The organism is Candidatus Hinthialibacter antarcticus, assembly GCA_030765645.1.
GTDB classification, from domain to species: Bacteria; Hinthialibacterota; Hinthialibacteria; order Hinthialibacterales; family Hinthialibacteraceae; genus Hinthialibacter; species Hinthialibacter antarcticus.
This window is the reverse complement of record JAVCCE010000015.1, coordinates 131,372-157,120: the sequence shown is the minus strand read 5'-3', so window position 1 is coordinate 157,120 and position 25,749 is coordinate 131,372. Positions and strand designations below refer to the sequence as shown.

The 25,749-nt window shown below is 54.2% G+C and carries 22 protein-coding genes; 12 read left to right on the top strand and 10 right to left on the bottom strand.

Going from position 1 to position 25,749, the window contains the following annotated elements; all coding sequences use genetic code 11:
- The first annotated feature begins 195 nt into the window (after positions 1 to 195).
- The 4 genes from P9L94_05225 to P9L94_05210 all read left to right on the top strand — a co-directional run bounded on the left by P9L94_05225 (position 196) and on the right by P9L94_05210 (position 3,887).
- Positions 196 to 759, top strand: coding sequence for a metal-dependent transcriptional regulator (locus P9L94_05225; GenBank protein ID MDP8243464.1), 564 nt, complete (start codon positions 196 to 198; stop codon positions 757 to 759).
- Positions 760 to 802: 43 nt separating this feature from the next.
- Entirely contained in the window at positions 803 to 1,096 is a 294-nt protein-coding gene (locus P9L94_05220; protein ID MDP8243463.1) for a FeoA family protein, read from the top strand.
- A 222-nt stretch (positions 1,097 to 1,318) separates the two neighbouring features.
- A complete protein-coding gene (gene feoB / locus P9L94_05215; GenBank protein ID MDP8243462.1) occupies positions 1,319 to 3,727 on the top strand; it encodes a ferrous iron transport protein B in 2,409 nt (802 codons plus the stop codon).
- Between the two features lie 10 nt (positions 3,728 to 3,737).
- Positions 3,738 to 3,887 carry a hypothetical protein gene (locus P9L94_05210; GenBank protein ID MDP8243461.1) on the top strand — a complete coding sequence of 50 codons (150 nt, stop codon included), beginning with the start codon at positions 3,738 to 3,740 and terminating at the stop codon, positions 3,885 to 3,887.
- 21 nt (positions 3,888 to 3,908) lie between these two features.
- On the opposite strand, the gene P9L94_05205 is transcribed toward P9L94_05210, so the two are convergent.
- The 7 genes from P9L94_05205 to dnaE form a co-directional block, all read right to left on the bottom strand.
- Positions 3,909 to 5,015, bottom strand: coding sequence for a glycosyltransferase family 1 protein (locus P9L94_05205; GenBank protein ID MDP8243460.1), 1,107 nt, complete (start codon positions 5,013 to 5,015; stop codon positions 3,909 to 3,911).
- The gene (locus tag P9L94_05200; protein ID MDP8243459.1) at positions 4,999 to 6,126 is read right to left on the bottom strand and encodes a glycosyltransferase; all 1,128 of its coding nucleotides are present in this window, start codon (positions 6,124 to 6,126) and stop codon (positions 4,999 to 5,001) included. Before P9L94_05200 ends, P9L94_05205 begins: the two co-directional genes overlap by 17 nt.
- Positions 6,127 to 6,182: 56 nt before the next feature.
- Positions 6,183 to 6,398, bottom strand: a complete 216-nt coding sequence (locus P9L94_05195; GenBank protein MDP8243458.1) for a hypothetical protein — start codon at positions 6,396 to 6,398, stop codon at positions 6,183 to 6,185.
- Positions 6,399 to 6,402: 4 nt separating this feature from the next.
- A complete protein-coding gene (locus tag P9L94_05190; protein MDP8243457.1) occupies positions 6,403 to 6,726 on the bottom strand; it encodes a type II toxin-antitoxin system HicB family antitoxin in 324 nt (107 codons plus the stop codon).
- On the bottom strand, positions 6,723 to 6,977 hold the full coding sequence (locus P9L94_05185) for a type II toxin-antitoxin system HicA family toxin (GenBank protein ID MDP8243456.1): 255 nt from the start codon (positions 6,975 to 6,977) through the stop codon (positions 6,723 to 6,725). The genes P9L94_05190 and P9L94_05185 overlap by 4 nt, the downstream gene beginning before the upstream one ends.
- Positions 6,978 to 7,013: 36 nt before the next feature.
- Positions 7,014 to 8,231, bottom strand: a complete 1,218-nt coding sequence (locus P9L94_05180; protein MDP8243455.1) for a polysaccharide deacetylase family protein — start codon at positions 8,229 to 8,231, stop codon at positions 7,014 to 7,016.
- A gap of 253 nt (positions 8,232 to 8,484) precedes the next feature.
- A complete protein-coding gene (gene dnaE / locus P9L94_05175) occupies positions 8,485 to 12,036 on the bottom strand; it encodes a DNA polymerase III subunit alpha (protein MDP8243454.1) in 3,552 nt (1,183 codons plus the stop codon).
- Positions 12,037 to 12,398: 362 nt separating this feature from the next.
- Here dnaE and P9L94_05170 point away from each other — a divergent pair, with 362 nt between their 5' ends.
- The 4 genes from P9L94_05170 to P9L94_05155 are packed head-to-tail and all read left to right on the top strand — an operon-like array spanning position 12,399 to position 14,865.
- The gene (locus P9L94_05170) at positions 12,399 to 12,911 is read left to right on the top strand and encodes a biotin/lipoyl-containing protein (GenBank protein MDP8243453.1); all 513 of its coding nucleotides are present in this window, start codon (positions 12,399 to 12,401) and stop codon (positions 12,909 to 12,911) included.
- Positions 12,908 to 13,555 carry a lipoyl(octanoyl) transferase LipB gene (gene lipB / locus P9L94_05165; protein ID MDP8243452.1) on the top strand — a complete coding sequence of 216 codons (648 nt, stop codon included), beginning with the start codon at positions 12,908 to 12,910 and terminating at the stop codon, positions 13,553 to 13,555. The genes P9L94_05170 and lipB overlap by 4 nt, the downstream gene beginning before the upstream one ends.
- Before the next feature lie 54 nt (positions 13,556 to 13,609).
- Positions 13,610 to 14,485, top strand: a complete 876-nt coding sequence (lipA, locus tag P9L94_05160; protein MDP8243451.1) for a lipoyl synthase — start codon at positions 13,610 to 13,612, stop codon at positions 14,483 to 14,485.
- Positions 14,482 to 14,865: a VanZ family protein gene (locus P9L94_05155; GenBank protein MDP8243450.1), complete on the top strand. Its 384-nt coding sequence runs from the start codon at positions 14,482 to 14,484 to the stop codon at positions 14,863 to 14,865. Before lipA ends, P9L94_05155 begins: the two co-directional genes overlap by 4 nt.
- 112 nt (positions 14,866 to 14,977) lie before the next feature.
- Here the strand turns inward: P9L94_05155 and P9L94_05150 are convergent, their stop codons facing one another.
- Positions 14,978 to 15,691, bottom strand: a complete 714-nt coding sequence (locus P9L94_05150) for a TIGR00730 family Rossman fold protein (protein MDP8243449.1) — start codon at positions 15,689 to 15,691, stop codon at positions 14,978 to 14,980.
- 122 nt (positions 15,692 to 15,813) lie between these two features.
- Here P9L94_05150 and P9L94_05145 point away from each other — a divergent pair, with 122 nt between their 5' ends.
- The 3 genes from P9L94_05145 (at position 15,814) to P9L94_05135 (ending at position 20,693) form a co-directional block, all read left to right on the top strand.
- Entirely contained in the window at positions 15,814 to 16,809 is a 996-nt protein-coding gene (locus P9L94_05145; GenBank protein ID MDP8243448.1) for an N-acetylneuraminate synthase family protein, read from the top strand.
- Between the two features lie 127 nt (positions 16,810 to 16,936).
- The gene (gene leuS / locus P9L94_05140) at positions 16,937 to 19,471 is read left to right on the top strand and encodes a leucine--tRNA ligase (protein MDP8243447.1); all 2,535 of its coding nucleotides are present in this window, start codon (positions 16,937 to 16,939) and stop codon (positions 19,469 to 19,471) included.
- Between the two features lie 19 nt (positions 19,472 to 19,490).
- Positions 19,491 to 20,693, top strand: coding sequence for a threonine ammonia-lyase (locus P9L94_05135; GenBank protein ID MDP8243446.1), 1,203 nt, complete (start codon positions 19,491 to 19,493; stop codon positions 20,691 to 20,693).
- 228 nt (positions 20,694 to 20,921) lie between these two features.
- Here the strand turns inward: P9L94_05135 and P9L94_05130 are convergent, their stop codons facing one another.
- Positions 20,922 to 21,182 carry a helix-turn-helix transcriptional regulator gene (locus P9L94_05130; GenBank protein MDP8243445.1) on the bottom strand — a complete coding sequence of 87 codons (261 nt, stop codon included), beginning with the start codon at positions 21,180 to 21,182 and terminating at the stop codon, positions 20,922 to 20,924.
- Between the two features lie 389 nt (positions 21,183 to 21,571).
- Entirely contained in the window at positions 21,572 to 22,996 is a 1,425-nt protein-coding gene (locus P9L94_05125; GenBank protein ID MDP8243444.1) for a hypothetical protein, read from the bottom strand.
- Between the two features lie 212 nt (positions 22,997 to 23,208).
- Here P9L94_05125 and P9L94_05120 point away from each other — a divergent pair, with 212 nt between their 5' ends.
- Complete coding sequence (locus tag P9L94_05120) at positions 23,209 to 25,683, top strand: mechanosensitive ion channel (protein ID MDP8243443.1); 2,475 nt, start codon at positions 23,209 to 23,211, stop codon at positions 25,681 to 25,683.
- Positions 25,684 to 25,749 lie beyond the last annotated feature (66 nt).

Below are 25,749 nucleotides of genomic sequence, written 5' to 3'. Positions count from 1 at the left end.
AATTCTTTCTTTAGATATTGAATCCGTTGAGTCGGGAGAAGGCCTTCGATTTCTGAATAAAAAATAATTTTCTGCTTTTTACGAATTTCTTCTTGTCAATCTGGCGAACAGATGTTATGCTAGTTAAACAAAAGGACGATGCAGCGCACAAGTGACTTTTCGTTCTGTATTGTTGCTGATTGAGGATCTAAGGTTATGTATGAAGTAGCCAATGACTCATCCCATTGGAGAGCGTTTGAAGATAACGAGGTCAGCCATTCGGTGGCCCATTATCTGATGGCGGTCGACCGGCTGCGCAGCAGCAATGGATACGCCCGGGTAACCGATGTCGCTAATTTGCTCAATATTTCACGCGGCGCCGCTTCGCTCGCGCTCACCCAACTCAAAGACCGCGGTTTGGTCAAAGAAGACCCAAACCGGTTTCTATTATTAACAGATGAAGGCGAGCGGCTCGCCCGCCAGATCGAAAGCAACTTCGTATTGCTGGCGCGGTTTTTGCGCGATGTGTTAGGCGTTTCGCCAGATGCCGCTGATGAAGACGCCTGCAAAATGGAGCACCTGCTAAGCAAGCCGTCTTCAGAGAGCCTGCTGCGCTTTTTACAGGCGCTGTTTGCCAATGAAGAAACCATGAACGTGTTGTTGAACGATATGGAAGCATTGAAAGCCGGCTGTAACTCGTCGGGGTTATGCCCGATCTGTGAGCCAGTCGGAGAATGTCTTACCCAAGCGTCGATGAATACAGAGCAAGTGAAGGCGTAACCATCTTTGAGTCTGTTTCAACAGTTGGAAAGGAAAGCGCACAGTGACCGAACAACGGCTTTGTGAATGCAACGAAGGAGTCACTGGAGTCATCACCCGCGTCGATGGGCAAGGCCAAATCATTGCCCGACTCTTAGAAATGGGGATGCTTCCAGGTGAACAAGTCCGCATTGTTCGCGGTGGAAACCCGATCATATTGGATGTTGGCGAGACCCGTTTGTGTGTAAGGCCCGAACAAATCGGTGGAATTCGCCTGACCCCGGTCGATCCGACGCTGGTTGGCGGTCTGGATTCGGTCTATGCAGAAGATTCTGCGTTGTTGGAAACAGCCAAATAATTTTATCGAACTAACTGCTTTTGAATGTAAAAATATGTCTGGGGGGGAGGGGCTTTGCGCCGCCTCCCTTTCTTATCGCCAAATTTATGGAAAATGCGCTTTTTTAACCGGATTTTCCATTGAATTCTTCAAGTTGTAGTCGTAGATCATTTATATCAGAGTAAGACAAATTTAAACGGACGAAACGATTCAAATAGAAAGCGGCGGGAAACGAATCACATCATGACAACGAGCGCTTCTGAAATACCCATTCAAGAAAAAAAGCAAACCAAAGAAATACGCATTGCCTTGATCGGAAATCCCAATACAGGCAAGACAACTTTATTTAATTCGCTGACTGGCATGAACCAGAAAGTGGGCAATTATCCCGGCGTAACCGTCGAGCGAAAGTGCGGGCGTTTTTCGATTGGGGAAAACAAGATTGAGTTAATTGATCTGCCCGGTAGTTACAGTCTGGCGGCGCGGTCTCCCGATGAGATGGTGGTGAATGACGTTTTATTGGGGAAGCAACAAGGCGAGCCTCCGGTTGATATGGTGCTTGCCATTGTTGACGCCAGCAATTTGACCCGCAATCTGTATTTTCTTTCGCAAATCCTTGAATTGGGGCTTCCGGTTGTTGTTGCGTTAAACATGATTGACATCGCTCAGGGGCGGGGCGTTTCGATTGATACAGAAGGCTTGTCGAAGACGCTGAATGCTCCCGTCGTGCCGATTTGCGCGCATCGGCGAGAAGGTGTGAACGAATTACGTCAGGCGATTGAGAAGCAAATCAATTGCCAGGAAGCGCCGCAATTTAATGCGCCCGCGATGCCGGAAACATTTATGACGGCATTTAAAAATTTGCAGCAATGGTTACAACTGCAACCCGACCGCGAGTTGCCTCACCCCATCGAGTTGCAACGCGCCATGATTGACGTGGAGGCGTATTCTGAAAACCGTTTGATTGAACGCTTCGGGGGCGACTTTGCCGTCCAACTCAAACTGGCGCGCGAAGAAGCCGGAAACGGGATGCCGCTGGGCGCGGTTGAAACCAAAATTCGCTATGAATGGGCGTCTCACGTTCTCTCGCCGCATTTGGCCCGCCCTGATCAACCCGTTGTCACGTTGTCTCATCGTCTCGACCGGGTTTTGACCCACAAACTTTGGGGATCGATTGTTTTCTTTTTCATTATGGCGTTGGTGTTTCAGTCGATTTATTCATGGGCGGGGCCGTTTATGGATATCATCGAAGGCGCCATTGGCTTTTTGGGCGAGGTCTTCGGTTCGCGGATTCCAGAAGGCGCATTGCGCAGTTTGGTCCAAGACGGAATCATCGCCGGGGTTGGTTCAGTGGTGATTTTTGTTCCGCAGATCGCGATTTTGTTTTTCTTTTTGGCCATTCTCGAAGATTGCGGGTATCTGCCGCGCGCCGCGTATTTGATGGACCGCTTGCTGTCTAAATTCGGGCTGTCGGGCAAGTCATTTATTCCACTGCTTTCTTCTTTTGCGTGCGCCGTTCCCGGCGTTATGGCGACCCGGACAATTGAAGACCGTCGCGACCGACTGGTGACGATCCTGGTCGCGCCGTTGATGAGTTGCTCGGCGCGGTTGCCGGTTTATCTCATCTTTATTGCGGCCTTTGTTCCTGACCGGGCGCTGTTCGGCTCATTTTTTAACCTGCAAGGACTAACGCTATTCGGGATGTATCTCGTCGGCATTGTCGCGGCGATTCCGGTGGCGCTAATCGCCAATCGCTGGTTGTTGCGTAAGGAACCTTCGGCGTTTGTGTTGGAGATGCCGACCTATAAATTGCCGTCGGTTCGCAATGTTCTTTTCTATGTTTACGAACGCTCCGCCGCGTTTTTATATCGCGCCGGGACGATCATTTTCGCGTGTACAATTCTGGTATGGGCGCTGGCGTATTTCCCCCAGTCCACCGAAGTCAAACAAGAATACGCCTCGCAACGCGAGCAAGCCGAAACCCGGGCGGCGGTGCAGTTGCGTCCGTTGCTGGCTGCGTATGATGCCGAAACGTATGGCGATGATTATATCAATACCGATGATTTATTGGCTGCGCTTGAAGAAGACGCGCGTTTCGCCATGACGGAAGATGACGCGCCTGAAAACGCCGTCCCCGCGTATGATACTCGCCTGGAAGAAATGCAAACCATTTACCAGGGCTATCAAAAATCACTGGAGCGCTTGGAGTGGCAGGAAAGCGGCGCGATGGTGCGCGCCAGCGCGTTGGGCTGGATGGGACGCGCCATTGAGCCTTTGGTTGAGCCGCTGGGCTGGGATTGGCGCATCGGTATGGCGACGCTGGCTTCGTTCCCCGCGCGCGAGGTGATTGTTTCCACACTGGGAACCATCTTTAACCTCGGCGGCGGCGCCGACGAAGCATCAGAAGATTTGCTGACGACGATCCAGAATGCGAAAAAGCCGGACGGCTCGAATTTATTTAACATTGCGGTCGCGTTGTCGGTGATGGTGTTCTTTGCGCTGTGCAGCCAATGCGTCTCAACGTTGGCTGTCATCAAGCGTGAAACCAACTCATGGAGCTGGCCAATCGCGACGTTTGTTTACATGACCGTGTTGGCTTACATCGCGTCGTTTGTCACCTATCAAGCCGCTGTCCTGATCGGACTCGGATAAGGAGACCATCATGGGCGTTCAAGAAATCATTGCGTTATTGATTGCAGCAATCTGTGCGGCGTATGTCGTTCGTTCGGTGATTCATTCAACCACAAAAAAAGATTGCAACAGTTGCGGGCATAATACGAAGTCAAACAAAGTGCAGATCGATTTGAAGTGATGTTCGCCGGGGCGTCGCGGGTTACGCCCCAAAAGTTTTCTCATAGATTTTAAGCGTATCGTTTGCGACGTCAGTCCAATCACGTGTGTTAATGGGCTGAGTGATCGTAGGGTGGGTTCTTAACCCACCATTTCGTTCTTTTAATGCAAAAAGCGCCTTCACCCATCCTTCAGAATCATGGGGCGAAACAAAGAGCGCTTGCTCGCCGAGTATTTCCCGGTGGACGGCGATGTCAGACGCAATGACTTGCGTCCCGCACGCGAGGGCTTCCACCGTGGGCAGATTAAAGCCTTCATCGAGCGACGGCGCCGCCAACGCGGACGCATGACGATAGAGGGCGGGCATGTGTTCATCCGCGACAAACCCGATGCGCTGTACGCCTTCTTGGGCGAATTTCGTTTGCGATTGCATCCAGCCGTCGCGCCCCGCCAGCACCAGTTTCGCTTCAAATCCGCGTTCACGCGCCGCATGAAATGCGTAGAGCAGCATAGGCAAATTTTTGCGCGGCTCCCGGGTCCCAACAAACAAAATATATGGCGCCGCAATGCCGTAGCGCTCCAACACGGCTTGATCGTCGTCGCTTGCGTGAGGATGAAACAGACGGGCGTCGGCTCCAAGCGGGACGGCGGAGATGGTCGCCTTACAATCAAACTCGCTGGCGACTTGTTCGGAGACGGAATGCGCATCCGTCAAAATGTGAGTTGCGCATTGGACGGACCGGGGGATCGCCCAGCGATAGTAGGCGAGGCGCAGGGTTGGTATGGTTTCGGGAAAATGCGCGAACGCCAAATCATGAATCGAAACCACTTGGCGAACCTGTTTGGGGGCGTCGACCGGCGCGATGAACGCAGGCGAATGAAAAACGTCCGGCTGAATTTTCCGTAACCAGACCGGCAGCCGAAATTGCTCAAAATAAATACGCTGCAACGCGCCGCCCGTCGCAATGGAATAAAACGCGATGGACGGGTTCGATTGCCAAGCGCGGGGAACTCGAAACTCGGACGGTACCAATACCGAAAAACGCGCTGCTGCGGTTGGAATGCGCATCAGGCCGTCGATCAGGCCGAAGGCGTAACGACCCGTCCCGCTGCGGTTGGTGACGCCAAGCGCGTTAATCGCGACGTGCATGAAGCGCCTCCGTTAGATGGCGATGGAGTTTTTCTGCGACGCGGTCAACGCCGTAATTCTGCTCTGCGTGTACGCGTCCGCGCAGCGAGAGTTCATTCTGCCAGCGCGGATCATTCGCCAACAGTTCAATCTTATTGACCAGCGCGTCGGCTTCGCCTTCGGCGAAAATGATGCCCGCGTCGCCGATGACGGACGGGATCGCGCCCGAGTCAGACCCGATCACCGGGGCGCCGCACGCCATCGCTTCGATCAATACGCGCCCGAATTGTTCGCGCCACTGCGGGGTGGTGCGCGAAGGCAAGACCAAGGCGTCGATTTCGTGGTAGAAGGCGGGCAATTCTTCATGCGCAATCGGGCCGAGAAAGGCGAGGCGTTCATCCACGCCCAGTTCTTTCGCCAACACGCCCAAGCGGTGCCGCGCCGGGCCGTCGCCCGCGAGACGCAAGCGGATGCGGTCGTCGCAATGCGACAGCGCCCACAACAAATCGCGCAGGCCCTTTTCTTCCGCCAGGCGTCCGACATAGCCCAGCGTGAACAACTCGCTCTCATTTGTCCGGCGGCGGTAGGCGAATTTTTCGAGATCGACCGTTGCGGGCAATACGTCCCACAGGCCGCGATAGTGCTTGCGTTCCGCCACCTTGCCTGCGTCGATGTTTGGAACCAAGACGCGCGCAGCGTGTTCGAGAACGAAGCGTTCCATCCAGCGAAACGGCGGCGGGTATTTTTTGTAAATGTCTTGATACGCGTACAGCGCGAAGGGCGTCGGCGGGACGCGCCGCGTCGCCATATAGGCCGCCAGCCAGGCCATGACGGAGAACGGTTCTTCAATCACATAAAGCAAATCGGGTTTGAGCCGCCCCATCAGCCAAGGGAAAAACGGGTGGAGATGGACGGCGCCGTGCAGCCCGAACCATGCGCGTTGCAAGTGAACGTGGATCGGCTCCTCTGGCGCGGGCTGAAAGCGGGTGCGCCGCGGCATGGCTTTGCTCCAGGATCGCGCCGCCAGCAGATGCACGTCCCAGCCGTGCTCGGTTTGCAAGCGCCAAAACGCCCGCCGATACGATGGGAACAACGCTCCATGCCAAACGATTAAGAGTTTTGGTTTCGTCATGACTGATGGCTACAGTCTACCCTCAAGCCATTGGCGCGGGCTAGGCGCGGTTTGTGTTAAGAAATCAACAGGAGAAACAACGCCCCCGCCCCGCCAATCAGCAGCAAAAAAAACAAGAGCGCGGAAACGCCCACGGCGATAAATAACCGCCCGCGTATTTTGTCGCCCGCTTCGTGGGGGATGATCGAACGGCACTCGGTGCAACGGTCGGCGCTGATGGGGATGCGCGCTGCGCAATAGGGACAGGAAATTTTTAACCAGGAGAAGTTCATGGAACTAATAGACCGCTTTTGAAATCAAATCAGAAATGAATTGGTTCAAACTTTTATTCTGGTTCGAAGCAGTCTCAATCGCTTTTGCGTGAAGGTCTGTATCAATTCGTAAATTAAACCGGCCCGAAAAAGGCTTTTGCGGTTGGGTTCCTTCTTCCGCGCATTCGTCAAGGTAATTATCAACAGCCTCTTTAAATGCTTTTTCGAGTTCTTTCACGCTGCGGCCTTCAAATAAAACGCAGTCGCGAATTCCGAGCAGTTGACCATAAAAGCATTTATCGTCAGCGCTATACTGAGGAGTTGCGCGATAGCCTTTATACTCCATCATGGCGTTTCTCCAATTGATAGTAGGAAATCCCGCAGGGCTTCAACAGCATACTTCGGGGTTTCAGGTTTTGGATGCGGGCGATGAAATGAAATCCGGTCACCGCCGCGAATAAAGGTGACTCTTGAGCCCGCTCGCTCTTTTCTTACAAACTTCATTGCTGTTAACATAGACTCAATATCTTGAAACCGGACCGTTGCCGAAGTCGGCTTCTCAAAAATAGATTCAAGCGTCTTTTGTTGTTTTTTGTTCACATGGATATGGTACTAGAACTGGCTCAAAATTCAACTTTATTTTGAATCAATCCGTTCGATCTTAATTGCATCGAAGACGGCGCCCGGAGCGATTTTAATAAAGTATAAGAGGTTCTCTCCCGCATTCAGTTCTTGGCGAAGCAACACATTCCATCCGTTGATCTTTGGGTTCTGAATATGGATTGTTTTATTGTTCTTCCCGTTGGGGTGAGAAACGATAAATTCAAACTCGATTTCATAATCGTGATCGGTCTTGGGGGCCCAAAGAGACAACTCATAGGTTGCGGTTTCGTCAATGAAGATTGGAGTCGGGCCAATCACCATTTCTGGAATCAAATACTCCTGTCCCAGTTGGCCATGGGAAAGGTCGTCGCCGCGATCAATGATTGCGGCCTTGGGCGCCCGTTGTCCATTGGCGCCCGGTGAAGGCGTCTTGGCAATGTCGAGGATTTCAAGCCGCCCAATGATTTTCTCTTTGTTCAGCCCCAGTTTTTTGCAGACAAATTCTTGCCCCATGAATTGTGAGATTGTTGTTCGCGGGACGGCAAAGGGGCTGCTGTCCCAGAATGCTCTTGGGTTTGGCCCGGCGGTGAACGCCGCATGAAAACCGATGCGCTTGGCAATATTCGCGACGCGGTCGTCATATTCGCTAAATGGATACGCCAACACGGGGTACTCGCTGAATCCGTGTTCTTTTAGCAACGTGAGCGAGGTTGTTAAATCCTGCTCAACTTCGTCGTCCGTCATTTGGGGCAAGTGGTCGTGCGTGTGGCTGTGCGTTTGAATTTCCCAGCGGCCGGTTGCTTTGAGTTGCTGCAACTCCCGCCAATTGTGATGGCGTTCGCCGTTTTCCGTCCCCACGGTAAATACAAACGCAGTTGCTTTGAAGCCGAATTCTTTGAGCAATGGATCCACGAATTCAAGCAGCCCCTTTTCGCCGTCGTCGAATGTGAGGCAAACCAAATTCGGCTCAGGAACTTCGCGATTGATGACGTGCTGCGCCGCTTCGCTGGCGAAGAGGGTGCGCTTGCCGTCAATTTGAATCATACGGAATATATCGCGCAGATAGTCGGGCGATAGGGAAAAGCCTTTGACGGTCGGATCGCTTGAGACGCCGTGAAAAATCACGGTGTGGATGGCGTTGCCAATGGTTTGCGGCGGCGGGACGCTGTGTTCATTTGACGAAATGGAGACATAAAAAATTACGCCGACAACAAAAACCATAAATGCGATAAGAGCAATGATATATTTCATAGTGTAAACTGTATAATATCTGGTGGACAAATGCAATGGGGATTCGGAGATCAGTTTTAATTTTATGCTATATTTCTCCCTCATCCTCGCCTTCTCGTAGTCACAGCATCACGACCAAAGCGAGGGGAGGGCGAGTCTCCCGACGAGCCGCGAGAATGAGAAATGCTATCGTGTTCATGCGGCTCACCAGGAGGTTCGCCCTCCCCAAAAATCACCGCGCCCCTTGGTGTGAGAGTTCGTCGCAGCGGACACCCTACGATTTCTTCGCTGCTTGGCGTTTGCGGTAGTTGCCGTTGCGGCCGTTGCTGGTGGGGCGCGGCATTCCGCCGCCGGCGAAGCGCACCACGCCTCCTTCGAGAATGCTTTCGAGTTCGGCCTTGAGGTCGCGGCTGGGTTCGATCTTAAACGAATCTTCTAACTCATAGCGAACCGTGCCGATCTCTGGTACGTGCACAAAAAGAACAACGGGAACACTGCCCTTTGTTCCCAATAGGCGTCCTTTGAGGCGCATCATGCTTTCGTCGCTTAAATGGTCGGACGATACATAGAGATGTACCTCGTTGACGCCGCCGCTGCGCCAGCAATCGTCCAGGGTCATGATGCGGTCGGCGCGCACCGAAACGTCGCTGCCGCGTCGGCTGGCCTGCCCGTCGAGAACAATGATGTCATCGGCGTTTAATAAGTGTCCGCTTTTTTCGACCAGTTGCGGCATGACCGCGACTTCGATGTCGCCGCTCATGTCAGCGAGAAGAAAAATCGCCATCAGGTCGCCGTTGCGCGTCTTGCGTTTTTTGACTTCGTTGACGATGCCCAACAGGCGAACGGCGCCGATGTCTTCGCCTTCGATTTCGTTGAGCGGGCCTGCTTGATGCGTCGAAAACAATTCGATTTCAGACTGGTACTCCATCAACGGGTGTCCGCTCAGATAAAAGCCGAGCAATTTTTTTTCATCCGCCCAGATTTCGGTATTCTCCAACTCCGGCAGTTCTTCAATCTGCGGGACGGCCTCTTCCTCATCTTCATTAAAATCGCCGAACAGCGAATCTTGTCCGACAGCCAGGTCGTGCAGTTCGCCTTGCACCCGCTCAAGGATGGTGGAGTAACCGTTAATGAGCGTGGCGCGGGTTTGGTTGAATGAATCAAACGCGCCAACGCGTACCAGATTTTCGATCAGGGTTTTCGTTGTCGCGCCGCCTGCGAGCCGCGTACAGAAATCTTCGAGCGATTTATACGCGCCGTTGTTTTCGCGCTCGTCGATGACGGTGCGTACGGCGCCCACGCCCACGCTTTTGATGCCCGCCAGACCGAAACGGATGCCCTCATCGGTGACGGTGAAGGTCTCGTTTGATTCATTGATATCAGGCGGCAGCAGCGCGATGCCGTAGTCCTGGCAGTCGCTTTTGTACTTCACCACTTTGTTTGAATCGCCCATATCGGTGGTGAGCAGCGAGGCCAGAAATGCGTCTGTGAAATTGGCTTTCAGATAGGCGGTGCGATAGGTGATGTAAGCGTAGGCGGCGCTGTGAGACTTGTTGAATCCATACCCGGCGAATTTAAAGATCAGGTTCCACAGGCGTTGGGCGATGGAGAGATCGACGCTCTTGGCTTTGGCGCCGTCGTAGAAGTCTTTCTCCATTTTATTGAGCAGGTCTTCTTGTTTCTTGCCCATGGCGCGGCGCATGACGTCGGCCTGGCCCAGCGTAAATCCGCCGATGGCGTTGGCGATCTGCATGACCTGTTCTTGATAGAGAATGATACCGTAGGTCTCTTTCAGGATCGGTTCGAGCGAAGGGTGGTCATAGACGATTTCGGCGCGACCGTGGCGGCGGTTAATGAAGTCGTCTACCATGCCGCTGCCCAGTGGGCCGGGACGATACAACGCCAAAAGCGCGATCACGTCGGTGAACGATTCCGGCTGTAACTTGCGTAAGACTTCTTTAATGCCGGTCGATTCTAACTGAAACACGCCGTTGGTTTTGGCGCGGCACAAGAGTTCAAAGGTCTTGGGGTCATCCATCGGGATGGCGTCGATTTCGAATTTCGAATCATAGCGCTCGTGAATATTGTCGACGGCGCCGTCGATGACGGAGAGGTTTTTTAGACCCAGGAAATCCATCTTGAGCAAGCCAATTGACTCAAGAATTTTCATCTCGTATTGGGTCGCGACGTCTTCGTCTTTATTGGCGCCGCGCATCAACGGGGTGAACTTCGAGAGTTCATCCGGCGCGATGATGACGCCCGCCGCGTGGGTCGAGGTCTGGCGCACCATGCCTTCAATCGCCAGCGCATGGCGGAACAATTCTTGATGGATCGAATCCGACTCGCTCAGCCGCTTGAGTTCGGAGACCTCAGCCAGCGACTGGGTCAACGTAATGCCCAGGCCCTCGGGGATCATCTTGGCGATCTTGTCGCCTTCCGACGGCGGCAAGCCCATCACGCGGGCCACGTCACGTACGGCGTTCTTGGCGCCGATGGTGCCGAAAGTGGCGATCTGCGCGACCCGGTCGTGCCCATATTTGTCTTGCACGTAGCGGATCACTTCTTCGCGGCGCTTGTCGGAGAAGTCGGTATCAATATCCGGCGGGGAAATGCGCTCTGGATTGAGAAAACGCTCGAAGAGAAGGTTGTACTTAATCGGGTCGATGTCGGTGATGCCGAGCGCGTAGGCGACGACCGAGCCTGCCGCCGAACCACGCCCCGGGCCGACCGAAATTTTTTGTTCGCGCGCCCAGTTGATGTAATCCCATGTGATTAAAAAATAGCCGGTAAAATCCTGACCGAGAATGATGTCGAGTTCGCGTTCAATGCGCTCTTTGATCTCATCGGTCACGCCGCCGTAACGGCGTTCCGCGCCCTCGTAAACCAGTTTGCGCAGATACTCTTCGTGTGAGTCTTCCTCTTCGGGAATATCAAACCCCGGCATGATGAGTTTGGTGCCGTCATAGTTGATTTCGAGATTGCACTTCTCGGCGACCAGGCGCGAGTTCTCGACCGCGTCAATGAAATCGGGCATCTGCTCCGCCATTTTTTCGCCGGTTTTGATGTAGAGTTCCTGGGTTGAAAGTTTCAGCCGATTGGGGTCGGATAGCGTCTTTTTTGTGCCGATGCAGATCAGGCAGTCCTGGGTCTTGGCAGCTTCCGGCGTCAGGTAGTGAGCGTCCGTGGTGGCGACCAGCGGGATCGACAACTGTTTCGAGACGTTGCGCAGTTCGCGGTTGACGATCTCCTGCTCAGCCAGCCCGTTAGGTTGGACTTCAAGATAGAAATTGCCTTCGCCGAAGATGTCGAGATATTCTTTCGCGCGTTCAACGGCAAAATCGCCGCGTCCTTCCAGTAAGTTGTTTGGAACCTCGCCGTTCAGGCACGCCGAAAGGCCGATCAATCCCTGCGAATATTCGCGCAAGACTTCGCGGTCGATGCGCGGCTTATAGTAGAAGCCTTCGAGTTGCGCGATCGACGACAACTTCATCAAATTTTGATAGCCCTGAAAATCCTTCGCGAGCAAAACCAGGTGGTAGGCGGTCTTGTCTGAGCGGTCGTCGATGGACGCTTCGCGGCCTCCGCTTTTGAGAAAGCGGCTCTCGGGCGCGATGTAGGCTTCGACGCCGATGATGGGTTGGATGCCCTGTTTGACGGCTTTTTGGTAGAACGCCAGCGAGCCGTGCATGACGCCGTGGTCAGTGAGCGCCAAATGGCTCATATTTAACGACTTGGCTTTCGCAATCAATTCGTTGATGCGACAGGCGCCGTCAAGCAGGCTATATTCGGAGTGGACGTGTAAATGGACGAAATCAGATACTGACATATATTGTGTAATTTCAGGATGTTATTTCCTGAAAACCCCTCAGATTAGAAACAGGTCATTCCCTTGGTTACTACGGTTTATCCCCCCGGCGCTTGCAGCGCCACCCCCCTTATTAAGGGGGGCTAGGGGGGATCGACTCAATAAGAGAAAATGCAAATGCGTCGATTAAAAAAATCGCTACAATCCTCTCAAACAAAGAGACGTACTGTTTGGAAGGGCGAACCCTGCCTACGGCAGGCAGGCTTCTGATAACCCGCGCGAACTACACGAAAAATCGATTCAAGTTATCATAGTGATGACCTAATCAGAGTCAAGCAACGTTTTTTCGCCTTGCTTGATAAGAAGCCAGAGGAGAACCCGCGATGGCGACGCTTATCGAAATGCCAGAACTCAGCGACGCAATGGTGACCGGGCGCGTCTTGGGCTGGATCAAGTCGGAAGGCGACCGTGTGGAAGCCGGAGAAGCCCTCGCCGAAATCGAAACCGACAAAGCCGCCATGGAACTCGAAAGCCATTGCAGCGGCGCGTTGTTGAAAATTCTCGCTCAACCCGGCGATGAAGTCCCCATCGGCGCCGCCTTGGCGATCATTGGAGAGCCGGGCGAGAACATCGACGATATTGTATCGAACCTCGATACGGTTGACGCGCAGACGCTGCCTGATGAGCCTGCGCCATTGCCGATTGTCCCTCAGGCGTATGCTCCATTACAAGCGACGGTGACTTCGTTGCATATTTCACCGCTGGCGCAGCGCATCGCCGATGAAAACGGCGTCGATCTAACGAACGTCAAAGGCAGCGGCCCCGATGGGCGCATTATCAAGCGCGATGTCGAAGAAGTAATTGCCAATAGGCCGGAAAACACTTGGACGACATGACGACTGAGACAACTGTTATCAACGCCGTCCGCATGACGGTTGAGTCTTCGTACGCAGAGGTCGAGCGCTTCCAGGAATCGAAGGTTGACTGCGGCGAAGAGACGCTGGCGTTGTGCGAGCATCCGCCCACCATCACGCTTGGTACGGCAACCCAAGACGGTGACTTGCTTCTGCCGGATGAGGCCTACCAGAAATTGGGAATCGTTGTACATCCCGTGCGCCGGGGCGGGCAAGCGACATTTCACGGTCCCGGTCAGTTGGTGGCGTATCCCATCCTGAATTTACGCGAACGCGGCCTGACGATTCATACATACTTGCGTTTTTTGGAAGAACTGCTGGTCGAATTTTGCGACGACTATGGAATCGAAGCGCAAACCATCGCAGGCAAAACCGGCGTGTGGGTGCAAGACCGCAAACTCGCCTTCATCGGCGTACGCGTCCGTAAGGGCTTTTGCTTCCACGGCTGTTCGGTCAACGTGACGCCCCAACACGAGGCGTTTCAACGCATCGTCCCCTGTGGAATGGCGAATTTAACGGTAACCTCTTTACAAGAAGAAACCGCGAATTTCGGCATCAATGTGTGGAGCGCGGCGGGCCGCATCGAGACGCTATTTCATCATCGCCTGTCACAACTCAGCGGATAACAAACAATCATGTGATTCGTTATTAGGTAAATTAAACATTACTTGGAATAAACAATGCCCGTTGATTCAACCCCGTTAGTAAAGATTTCCTTGCCCGGCGGCGAGAAATACCAAGACGTTCTGCAAGCCGTCGAGAGCAAGAACTTACACACCGTTTGCCAGAGCGCCCGCTGCCCTAACATGGGCGAGTGTTGGGGCGAACGCACCGCGACCTTTATGCTATTGGGCAACATCTGTACCCGCGCCTGCCGCTTCTGCGCCGTCCAACATGGCCGCCCCGGCGAACTCGACCGCGATGAACCCCGGCGCGTCGCCCAGGCGATTTATGACCTGGGGACCGAATACGCCGTCATCACCTCGGTCAATCGCGACGAACTGCCCGACGGCGGCGCATGTATTTTCGCCGAAACCATCCGCCTGGTTCGCGAGATGGAGCCGGGCACGCTGATTGAAGTGTTGATCCCCGATTTTTGCGGCAAGTGGGAAGCGCTCGACGCGGTGCTCGACGCTGAACCAAACGTCTTAAACCATAACGTCGAAACCGTGCCGCGCTTGTATCGCGCCATTCAGCCCTGGTCAAAATGGGACCTCTCGCTCGAAGTGGTTCGCCGATCACACAAACGCGGCGCCGTCACCAAAAGCGGAATCATCGCCGGACTGGGCGAAACCAAAGCCGAAATGCTTGACGCCATCCGCCAGGTGCGCGAAGCGGGCTGCGACATTCTCACCGTCGGGCAGTATTTTCGTCCAAGCAAAAAACACGCAGCGGTCGACCGCGTCGTCTCGAAAGAAGAATTTAAAGAGTACGAAGACTATGGCCGCAGCCTGGGCTTCTCAGCGGTGTTGTCAGGCCCGTTGGTGCGTAGTTCGTACCGCGCCAAGTGGGCGTATGAACAGGCCATGCAATCCAAGAAAGCGCTGACAGCATGAGGCTTTTTCTTTGTTATTGGCTGCCGGTGCTTGTTCACATGGCGTTGATTTTTTTTCTGTCGCATCAACCCCGCTTGCCGGGGCCGCCGATGCCGATTCCATTTTTTGATAAGTTCATGCACGGGCTGTTTTACGGTGTGCTCGCATTCTTGGTCATGCGCGCCTGGCTGCAAGGACGATACGCCTCGCTGGATTGGAAGGCGATTGCGATGACGCTCTTCATCGTCGCGCTATACGGCCTCAGCGATGAATTCCATCAGTCGTTTATCCCCAACCGTTCGCCGGACGTTGCCGACTGGCTGGCTGACATGTCCGGCGCTGCGCTGGTGTGCGTGACGTTGTTTTTTGTTTGGGGAAAACACCGTAGAGCGGGTTCTTAACCCACCATTGATTTAAGAAATGTTTTCATTGGTGGGATTCGCTTTGCTCATCGCCACCCTACTTGATACGTTCTGTATTCAGCGAGAAAAGCTGCGCCCCTTCAACACTTTCTTACTTTCCGTTGTGGCGAATTTGGTCTGAACTTTTGATGATTTCAATCGCCTCGTCGATGCTGTCGGTGCAATGGAACAGGTCGAGGTTTTTTTCTGAGATGTTGCCGTCTTCTAACACCCGCGCTTTGATCCAATCGAACAGCCCGCTCCAATAGTCGCAATTAAATAAGACCACCGGGAACGGTTTGATTCTCCGTGTCTGAATTAAGGTCAGCGACTCAAATAGTTCGTCGAGCGTACCAAACCCGCCCGGGAAAATCACAAAGGCGACGGAATACTTCACCAGCATCACTTTGCGCACGAAGAAATAGCGAAAACTCAGTCCAAGCGTGGTGTAAGGGTTGGGGGTTTGCTCGAACGGAAGTTCGATGTTCATCCCGACCGACGACCCCCCGACTTCATAGGCGCCGCGATTGGCGGCTTCCATAATGCCCGGCCCGCCGCCGGTGCAAGTGGCGAGTTTTTCCTGCGCGATGCGCGCGCCCAGTTCGCGCGCTTTCTGATACATGGGGTCGATTTCTTTGGTCCGCGCCGAACCAAACACTGTCACCGCATCGGGTAATTTGCCCAGCGTTTCGAACGACTCGGCAAATTCGGCCATGATGCGAAACACGCGCCAGACGTCGTCCACGCCCATCGAATCGACAAGATATTGCATCTCATCCAATTGGTTCCCGTTCATGTCTTCTGGCGCGACGCGGTTCAATTTCATCAGTTGCATTCCCCCTGAAATTTGTTGTACGACAATTCGATTGCGTTTAATTGTGGTGTATTGTACCGTATAGACGCTGCAATTTCAGCCTGCGCGCGCATGGGAGCAAGGGGAGGACGACCGTGCAAATTGGAAACAACCTGATTGGCGAAGGCCATCCCTGTTTTATCATTGCGGAAGCCGGATTAAACCACAACGGGATGCCCGAAATGGCGGCGCAATTGATCGAATCCGCAGCCGATTGCGGCGCCGATGCGGTCAAGTTTCAAACCTATTTGACTCACGAACTGTTTGCGCCCGATCACCCTGAATACGACAAATTCGAGCGTATGCAGCTGAGCCGCGACGTCTATAACGATCTGAGAAAAATCGCCGATCAGTGCGGCATCGTCTTGCTCTCTACTCCATTCGATGAAATTAGCGTTGATTTATTATATGAACTCGGCGTCCCCGCTTTTAAGATTGGCTCGGGCGAATTAACGCATTTGGATTTTCTTCGCTTTGCCGCTTCCAAAAAAAAGCCGATGGTTCTCTCGACGGGAATGTCGACGCCAAGCCAGGTCGACGCCGCCGTGGCGGTCTTACAGGAAGCCGCCGCCGAATTCGCGTTGTTGCATTGCGTGTCGAGCTATCCCTGTCCGCCCGAGTTGGCGCGTATCCGCTCGGTGTCGTCTCTGCGAGAAAAATATAGCGTCCCGATTGGCTATTCCGACCACACCACCGGCGTGGAGGCGGCTTTGGCGGCGGTGGCGCTGGGCGCCTGCATCATTGAAAAACACTTTACGCTTTCTAAAAACTTGCCCGGTTGGGACCACTTCTTCTCGACTGATCCTGATGAACTCAAGCGCCTGGTTGCTTCGGTGCGCGTGACCGAATCGGTGCTGGGCAGCGCTGAAAAGATCGTGCAAGACGCTGAGCGCCCCATCGAATCCATCGCCCGCCGCGCATTGTACGCCCGCCGCCGACTCAAAGCCGGCGAAGTGCTGACCCGTAACGATGTGCTGGTCCGGCGTCCGCTGGGGCCGATTTCCGCCGAAAAGCTCGACGACTATGTCGGGCGCGCGCTGACCTGCGATGTCGGCTCGCAATGCGCCTTCAAGCCGGGTGACTTTCAATAAGCGCGCTTCGCCTCACCTTCGCGACGTCCCGCCCCCCTTCTACAATATTGACCGTCTAACCCGACTGTTGAATTGTTCGAATTACTTTGAACCAATATAAGTGATGTTTTAATCAGAGAGGATTTTCATGTCATCTTCAAACGCCGCTGATGCGACCGTGAAACCGGCTGTTGAATCCGCCGACCATTTTCCCTATCAAAACGCCGAACCCAAATGGCAACAACGCTGGGAAGAAGCCCGCGCCTTCGCCACCGAAGAATCCGGCGATAAGCCCAAATTCTATTGCCTGGAAATGTTTCCCTATCCCTCCGGCAAACTGCACATGGGCCACTTGCGCAACTACGCCATCGGCGACGTGATGGCGCGTTATTACCGCATGAAAGGCCATCGCGTCTTGCACCCGATGGGCTATGACGCCTTTGGATTGCCTGCGGAAAACGCCGCCATCAAAAACAAAGTGCCGCCCGCCCAATGGACGTTCAACAACATCCGTGAGATGGGCGTACAACAGCGAACGCTTGGGCTTTCGTATGATTGGGAACGCGAGGTCGCGACTTGTCACGAAGGCTATTACAAGTGGGGACAGTGGCTGTTTCTTCAATTTTTTAAGAAAGGCCTGGTCTACCGTAAAGAGGGCATGCTCAACTGGTGCCCCGATTGTCAGACGGTTCTCGCGAATGAGCAAGTCGTGAATGGATTATGTTGGCGCTGCGATGAAGTCGTCGTTCAAAAACACATGCCGCAATGGTTTATTCGTATCACCGATTACGCAGAAGAACTGCTGGCCGACTTAGACAAACTCACTGACTGGCCCAACAAAGTTGTGGTCATGCAGCGCAATTGGATCGGGCGCTCGGAAGGCGCAGAGATTTTGTTTCGCGTCGCCGACGGCGAGCAGGCGGGGACGGAGATTCCCGTCTTCACCACCCGGCCCGATACCATTTTTGGCGCGACTTACATGGTGCTGGCGCCCGAACATCCGCTGGTCGAAAAAATTATTACCGGAACGCCCAAAGAAACCGAATGCCGCGCTTTCATCGAAAAAGTCGCCAAGATGGACAAGACTACGCGCACCGACGACGCCGCCAAAAAAGAAGGCGTGTTCACCGGCGCGTATGCAATCAACCCGGTCAATGACGAGAAAGTTCCGATATGGATCGCAAATTATGTTCTAGTGGAATACGGAACCGGCGCGATCATGGCGGTGCCGACTCACGACCAGCGCGACTTTTTGTTCGCCAGAGAATACGGCCTGCCCATGCGGGTGGTGATTAAGCCCGAAGACGCGACGTTCGAGACCGCCGACGACATGAGCGAAGCCTGGGTGGAACAAGGCTTGCTGGTCAACTCGCAACAATTTGATGGAACTCCCAATCAGGACGCCAAGAAAAAAATCACCGCCTGGATGGAAGAAAAATCCATCGGCAAAGCGACCGTAAATTACCGCTTGCGCGATTGGGGCATCTCGCGCCAACGCTATTGGGGAATGCCCATCCCCTTAGTGCATTGCGACAAATGCGGCGCTGTCCCGGTGGCGGAAGACAGCCTCCCGGTCGAATTGCCCACCGAGGTTGAACTCACCGGCGAAGGCTCGCCATTGACCCGCATGGAGTCGTTCTACAAAGTGGATTGCCCGCAGTGCGGCGCCGAAGCCCGCCGCGAGACCGATACGATAGACACCTTCTGGGATTCGTCCTGGTACTTCCTGCGCTACATCGACGCGCGCAACGCCGCCGCGCCGTTTGACGCCGCGAAAGCGAATGAGTGGATGCCGGTTGACTTGTATATTGGCGGGGTGGAACACGCGGTGCTGCACTTGCTCTACTCGCGCTTCTTCACCAAAGTCGTGCGCGATTTGGGCTTGGTCAACGCCGACGAACCCTTCGCTAAATTGGTGACGCAAGGCATGGTGACCAAAGACGGCGCCAAGATGTCGAAGTCAAAAGGCAACGTCGTCGACCCCAGCGTAATCATCGACAAACACGGCGCCGACGCGGCGCGTTTGTTCATTCTCTTTACCTCGCCGCCCGAACGCGATCTCGAATGGAGCGACGACGGCGTGATCGGCTCGGCGCGTTTCGTTGACCGCGTTTATCGCCTGGTGATGAAATACGCCGACGCGCTCAAAAACCCGCCGCAAGCCAACGGCGAACCGTCTGACGCCGCCCGCGACCTGCGCCGCATGACCCACAAAACCATCGTCGGCGTGACCACGGATATTCAAGATCGCCTTGGGCTGAACACCTCCATCGCCAAAATTATGGAACTCGTAAACGAGATGTACCGCTTCACCGCTGACGGCGACATTGCCGCTTCGGATTTCGACGCCTTTCGTGAGGCCGCGTTTGTATTGCTGCAACTGTTGTCGCCGATGGCGCCGCACTTGAGCGAAGAACTTTGGGAAACCATCGGCGGCGAGGGGTTGATTATGTTGAGCGCGTGGCCGCAACACGACCCGCAATGGCTGCAAGTCGAGACGGTCAAAATCGCCGTGCAAGTCAACGGCAAAGTGCGCGGGACAATCGAAGTTTCCACCGACGCCGATCAGGACGCCATCTGGCAAGCGGCGCTGGACGAGCCAAATATCAACCGTTGGATCGACGGCAAGGAACCGCGCAAGAAAATCTTCGTCCCCGGCAAACTGATGAACGTGGTTTTATAAGAAAGTGTAATGTGAAATCATGCTGACTCTGCAAGACATTCGCGACGCTCATGCGCGTATTCACGAATCGATTTATCGTTCGCCGTGCGTCCCTTCGCAGACGCTGGGCGACATTACCGGCAGCCGCGTCTTGTTGAAACTCGAAAACCTCCAGATGACCGGCTCCTTCAAAGAGCGCGGCGCGTTGAATACGCTCTTGCAACTCTCGCCCGAAGAGCGCAGCCGCGGCGTGGTCGCCGCCAGCGCGGGCAACCATGCTCAGGGCGTCGCCTATCACGCGGCGCGGATGAAGTCGCGCTCCGTTATTGTCATGCCCGAAAACACCCCGCTTACCAAAGTCACATCCACCAAACGCTTTGGCGCGGAAGTGATTCTGCACGGCGTCAACTACGACGAGGCCTACGGGCGCGCGTTAGAACTGGCGGAAGAGCGCGGCTATGTGTTGATCCACCCCTTTGACGATGAGCGCATCATCGCCGGGCAGGGCACCGTCGGCCTCGAGATTCTCGAAGACGCCCAGCCCGACGCGGTAATTGTCCCCATTGGCGGCGGCGGCCTCATTTCCGGCGTCGCTTGCGCCATCAAAGAGCAGCGCCCCGAGTGCAAGATCATCGGCGTCGAAGCCGCCAACGCGCCGTCGATGAAAGCGGCGGTTGAAGCGGGCTATCCGGTCGACGTTCCGGTGTACGCCTCCATCGCAGACGGCATCATCGTCAAACAGCCGGGCGTCCACACGCTCAAAGCCGCGCAGAAATACGTTGACGAGATTGTCGTCGTTGAAGAAGAAGAGATCGCGGCGGCGGTGATTATGCTGCTGGATATTGAAAAGACGGTGGTCGAAGGCGCGGGCGCGGTCGGCCTGGCGGCGCTGATGTTTCGCAGCCTCAACCTCAAAGGCAAGCGCGTCGTCATCGTGTTGTCGGGCGGCAATATTGATTTGAATTTACTGTCGCGCATCATTGAGCGCGGCCTCATCAAAGACGGGCGCATGGCCAAACTGCGCATCGAATTGCTCGACATCCCCGGTCAGCTCGCCATTGTGTCGGACTGCGTATCGAAGTTGAAAGCGAACGTGGTGGAGGTCTATCACAACCGCTCGTTTTTTGATGCGCCGCTCGGCAAGACCTACCTCGACGTCACCCTCGAAACCCGCGGGCGCGACCATATCGAAGAAGTCGCCGCCGCCTTGCGCCACATGGGCTACAAGGTACAAACGATTTAGCGCCGTAGAGTGTTCCAACCAAAAATCAAAAAAAGAGGGCGTAGGGGATTTCCATTCTGTCGCAGAAAGAGTGGGAGGGCGAACCCTGTCTGCGGCAGGCAGGCTCCTGGTGAGCCGGGTGTAACCGAAAGCCTGTCTCATTTTCGCGGCTCGGCGGGAGCCTCGCCCTCCCACAACCAATGTCATTGCTCGCGATGACACAATCTCGATTATCAAATCGTTTGGGCGTTATGCGGCGGAGTCTTGTTCAATACTCCATCCGGGAAAAACAAGCACGGCAGGATGGCAGCGCAACGCTCGCGCGAGTACCTTGGCTCTTTCTACGCCAAGTTTCACGCGGTCGTTTTCGATGGCCGAGAGCGTTGACTGCGGAATGCCTGTGAGCGCAGACAAACCGTTCTGGCTCATTTCCTGAAGTTCGCGAATGATTCGTACCGACTCACCGACTGAAACCTCTATTCGCTTTTTTGCTTTTCGATAATCGCTCATGTTACTTCCTCGAATAGTCGTGGGGCGCAACGCGCTCAACTCTGACTACAATTTTATCCTTTTCTATTTTATAGATTACCCTGTAGTGGATGCTCAAGCGCGAGGAACGATATCCTTTCCACTTACCTGAAAGCGATTCATCATGCAGCCCTTTGAATTCGCGCAATCCTTGGGGGCCTGACAGGGAAACAATATCTTTCCATTTCTCATACCGCTTTTGAATTTCAAGCGGCGCCGCGTTCAGGTTTTTTGAGACACGCTTATGTTCATAGATCACCCACATATCATATTTAGTATATATATCAAATATGGTATGTCAATAGAATATCAAAACAAAAAAAGAGGGCGCCCGAAGACGCCCTCTTTGGCTTGCGTATGAATGAGGCGATTTAGTACAACGCCCAGTTGCTGACCGGCGCCGGCGCTTCGCCGATGATGTAGCGGCCATAACCATACACCATGCTCAAGTAGAGCACTTCGGAAGAGCCTTGCGGCTGCCCAGGCAAAATGTTGACCTTCACCTGGCTCATCAGTCCGTTCCAAACCGCGTTGCCGTTGGTCGCGAGTTCGTCCGACTCTGCGGGCGTACGCTCTTTGGTCGCGCCAAACATCGAGTCGCTGATGTATTCGCCCAAAGTGTCGTTTGAGGTTGAATACGCCGTGATGAAGCCGGGCGCGTCGATGGTGTCGGAGTTGTTTTGCGACGCCCACGCGGGGGAAGTCGCAACCACCAAGTAGTCTAAGTCAGGATGCGTCGCAACGTCGCTGGGAAAGCGATCAGGAAGCGCATGGTTGAAGCCGTCGGCGTCCGCAGGCGGAACCACTGCGAAGAAATCGGGGGGATCTAAACCGAAGTCATTGCTGCCTGCGTCCCAATAATAGCGCCACACGCCGCTGCCGGAGACGTTGCCCGCTTTATAAAGCACTTCTTCGCCGTCGTCGCTGGTCGTGAGAACGCTGGCGCCGCCTGTATTTCCAAATGAGCCTTCTTTGGTATCACCATACGCGCCGCGAATGGTCCAGGTGTTGGTCGCCGCGTCCACGTCGAACACGCGGCTGCGCATGCCGTTGCGCCAGGTTTTGCCGGAGGTAATAACCGTGGTGTTGGCGCCGGAACCGATCACTTCGATGTCAGCGAAACGCCATTGCGAAACGCGGTTTGTGCCGCCGTGGTTGCTGTAGTCCTGCTCATAGACCACGGTCGGGCCGGTGAAGCCGCCCGCGCCGTCGGGATCGTAACGCAAAATCGTGTACCAATAACCCAGATACAAGACGCCGTCGTCATCCACGTCGAAGTTCATGTACTCGGGTGCGCTCTGCTCGCCAGAGACAAAGCGGCGGTTTTTGGGGTCGCCCCAGCCTTCAATCGCGGGGCTGCCGGAGCCGCCGTCGATCATCGACTCATATTCAGTCGAGAGTTCGACTGGCTTGAAGCCGATCTCCAACGCAACGCCCATCGGCGAGCCGTCTTCGGGGTTGATCCAGATGATAGAGCGGTCAGGGAACTGCGCCGCCAGGGCTGCGTCATGGTTCGGGTCGGTTTCGTCGATACCGTTATCGCGAACGCCCAACAGTAAGCGGCTGTCGTCGTAACGGATGAAGCCGTCATACTGGTCGTGCAGGTTGGGGCCATACCAGGGGCCGTCTTCGGGGTCGCCGTCCCAACGCGGATCAGCCGGGCCGTTGACCAGAATCGGCAACACGCCGCCGCCGTCGATCAGGGTGTGCTCCCAAACGGGAGTCAATTCTTGGGCTTGCGCAACAACCGCAAGCAGTGCGGGTAATGCGATCATCATCAAAATACGTTTTTTCATCGAGCACCTCGAAAAATAGATTTAGTAATGGGATATAACTAAGTTAAAGTTTGTTTGTCAAGTAAGAATATGAAATTGTTTTTAGTAATCTTATTGAAACAGTCAACAATGCGTACGCGCGGCGTTTTTTGATAATCAAGAATCCCCGGGTGAATCCCCATTTTTGCGGCTAAAATATGTGATTAACTTTTGAGAGTCTAAAGGGGACGCACTTGATTCAATCCTATTTGTTGAGGGCCGCAGACTTTTCGTTATCCAGCGTAAGAAAACTACTGATATTCTCGTCGCTAATCTTGTTGGTTGAAGCCAGCGTCTGGGCGCAGGTGCTCGAACTGCCCGCCGCTAGCCAAACCCAACCGGCGACGCCGTCTGCGACGGCGACGATTACGCTCGAACAGATCGAACAAAAAAAAGGCGAATTGTCTTCGCAAAAAGAAACCATCCAAAAAAATCTGGACGAATTACTTACGGGAATCGAAGGCGCCCAGAAACAAGTGGAGGCGTTGCAATCGAAGGCGGATGCGGACGGGAAACTCTCGGTTGAACTGTCTGAGCAACTCGATAAGGCGCAAACCGCGCTGAGCGCCGCCCGCGATAAAGCGCCCGCTGACCTTTTGGACCGCTTTCGTCAGCAGGTCCAATTGCTTGAGCGCATCAGCCTGCTCTTTGACCAACAGCGCGGCGCGTTAGACCTAGCGAAATCATTGCGCAGTACGCTGGCCCAAGTGAAAGATAATATTGAGAGCGTGCGCGTCAACGGGCCGTCGGAAGAGCCGCCCTATTCATTTGTCTTATTAGATGCGCTGCGGACGGAAATTAGTTTGCAAAAAGAAAAGAACCAAACCCTGAGCGAGTCGCTCAAAGCCGCTCAGGCGCAAAAAGAGCAAGCGCAAAGTGGGTTGGAAAGTAAAAGCGCCGCATTGCAACTATTGAGAGAGTCGATTGGCGGCAATCAAAGCGATTCGGCGTCAAAACTGGATGCGGCGCGATTGAGCGTCGCCATAAGCGAACGGCGGCTCGCGCAGGAAACCATCGCGCTGCGCGACCTGGAAATTGTAAACCAGAAGTTGCAACTCCAAATCGGCGAAGCGCAGCTGAAATTGCTACAGACCCGCGAGGACTGGATCGAGCCAGAAGCCGTCTTTCGCGAACAGGACTTGCAGGAACAATTAAAGCGCCTCGGAGAAGACGATAAACGTCTCGAAGAAGCGCTGCCTGGTTTGCAAGATCAACTCAACAAGGCCGAAATTCAACTGGCTGCTGACCGCCGCCGCCTTGCCGACGAAACCTCGCCTCTCCATCAAGAGGCCGAAGAAACCAGCCGCATTGCCCGCGATAAAATTCAACGTGAGATCAAAAGCAGCGCCGAACGCCGCGAACGTATCAAAGACCGCCGCGAGTTTTGGCGGCGCCGCTTTGACGTCTTCAACGGGCAGGCGTCGGTGGAAGAATTCGGAGGCTGGTTGCAAGATGCGCGCGTCCGTTCGGCGGCGCTGCAGAGCGAGTTTGAACGGCGGCGCGATGAGATCGTGACCGAAAGCCGCAAGCGCAATACGCTCGAAAGCCGCGTCGAAGAGATGCAAGACCAACCGGCGTTAAAAAAAGAACTGCAGAAGCAACTCAAAAACCAACTGGATTACATCAAAGTGATGAGCACCAACATGACCGACCTGGAACTCTCCCGGCGGCTGGTCGAGAAATTGATTGTTGATTTGCAGAATGAAGTGGACGTCCTGTCATTTCAAGATTACGCCGCCATCGCTTGGAACTGGACCAACGCGACGCTCGATAAACCCGTCTGGACGCAGGAGATTCTCAACGAAGACGGCGTCAAAGAAATCATCGCGGTGATGACCGTACGAAAATTGGTTTTTGCGGTGTTGTATTTTGTGGCCGGGTTGGTGTTGGCGCGTTTGTTGGCCCGCTCGCTTGCGCGTCACTTGCTGCGTCGCTTCGGCGTTCATGAAGGCGCGGCGCTGGCCCTGCAAAAACTGGCTTATTATGGATTATTGCTTGCGGTCATTGTCTTTACGTTAAACGCAATTCAGTTTCCACTGACGGCGTTCGCGTTTCTGGGCGGCGCTCTCGCGATTGGGGTCGGTTTTGGCTCGCAAAACTTGTTGAATAATTTTATCAGCGGTTTGTTATTGTTGATGGAACGCCCCATCCGGGTTGGCGATATGATTACCGTCGAAGGAACCACTGGGCGAGTGATATCCATCGGCGCCCGTTGTACGCAGGTGCTCACGTTTGACAATATTGATCTATTGATCCCCAACAGCAAGTTGCTCGAAAACAGCGTTATCAATCTGACCCTCGGCGACCAGCAAATCCGCACGACGGTTTCCGTCGGCGTTGCGTATGGCTCTAATGCGCGTGACGTTTCCCGCCTGATTCGCAAAGCGGTTGATGAACACGGCCAGATTCTCAACCAGCCGGAGCCGTTTGTGATCTTTGAAGATTTCGGCGACAGTTCGTTGATTTTCACGGTGTATTTCTGGGTCTTGATTAACGACCGGAATAGCAAAATGGTGATCCGCAGCAGTATTCGCCATCGTATTTACAACCTGTTTGAAGAAGCGGGCATCGTCATTTCTTTTCCGCAGCGCGATGTTCACATCGATTCGCTGGGGCCGCTGGATGTGCGCGTATTGCCGCAGGAACCGACAACAAACAAGGATGCTTGATTTTTTTTGGCTGTGCATGAATTTCATTCTCATCCGCAGGCAAAATCTTTAACTTGAACGAAAGGC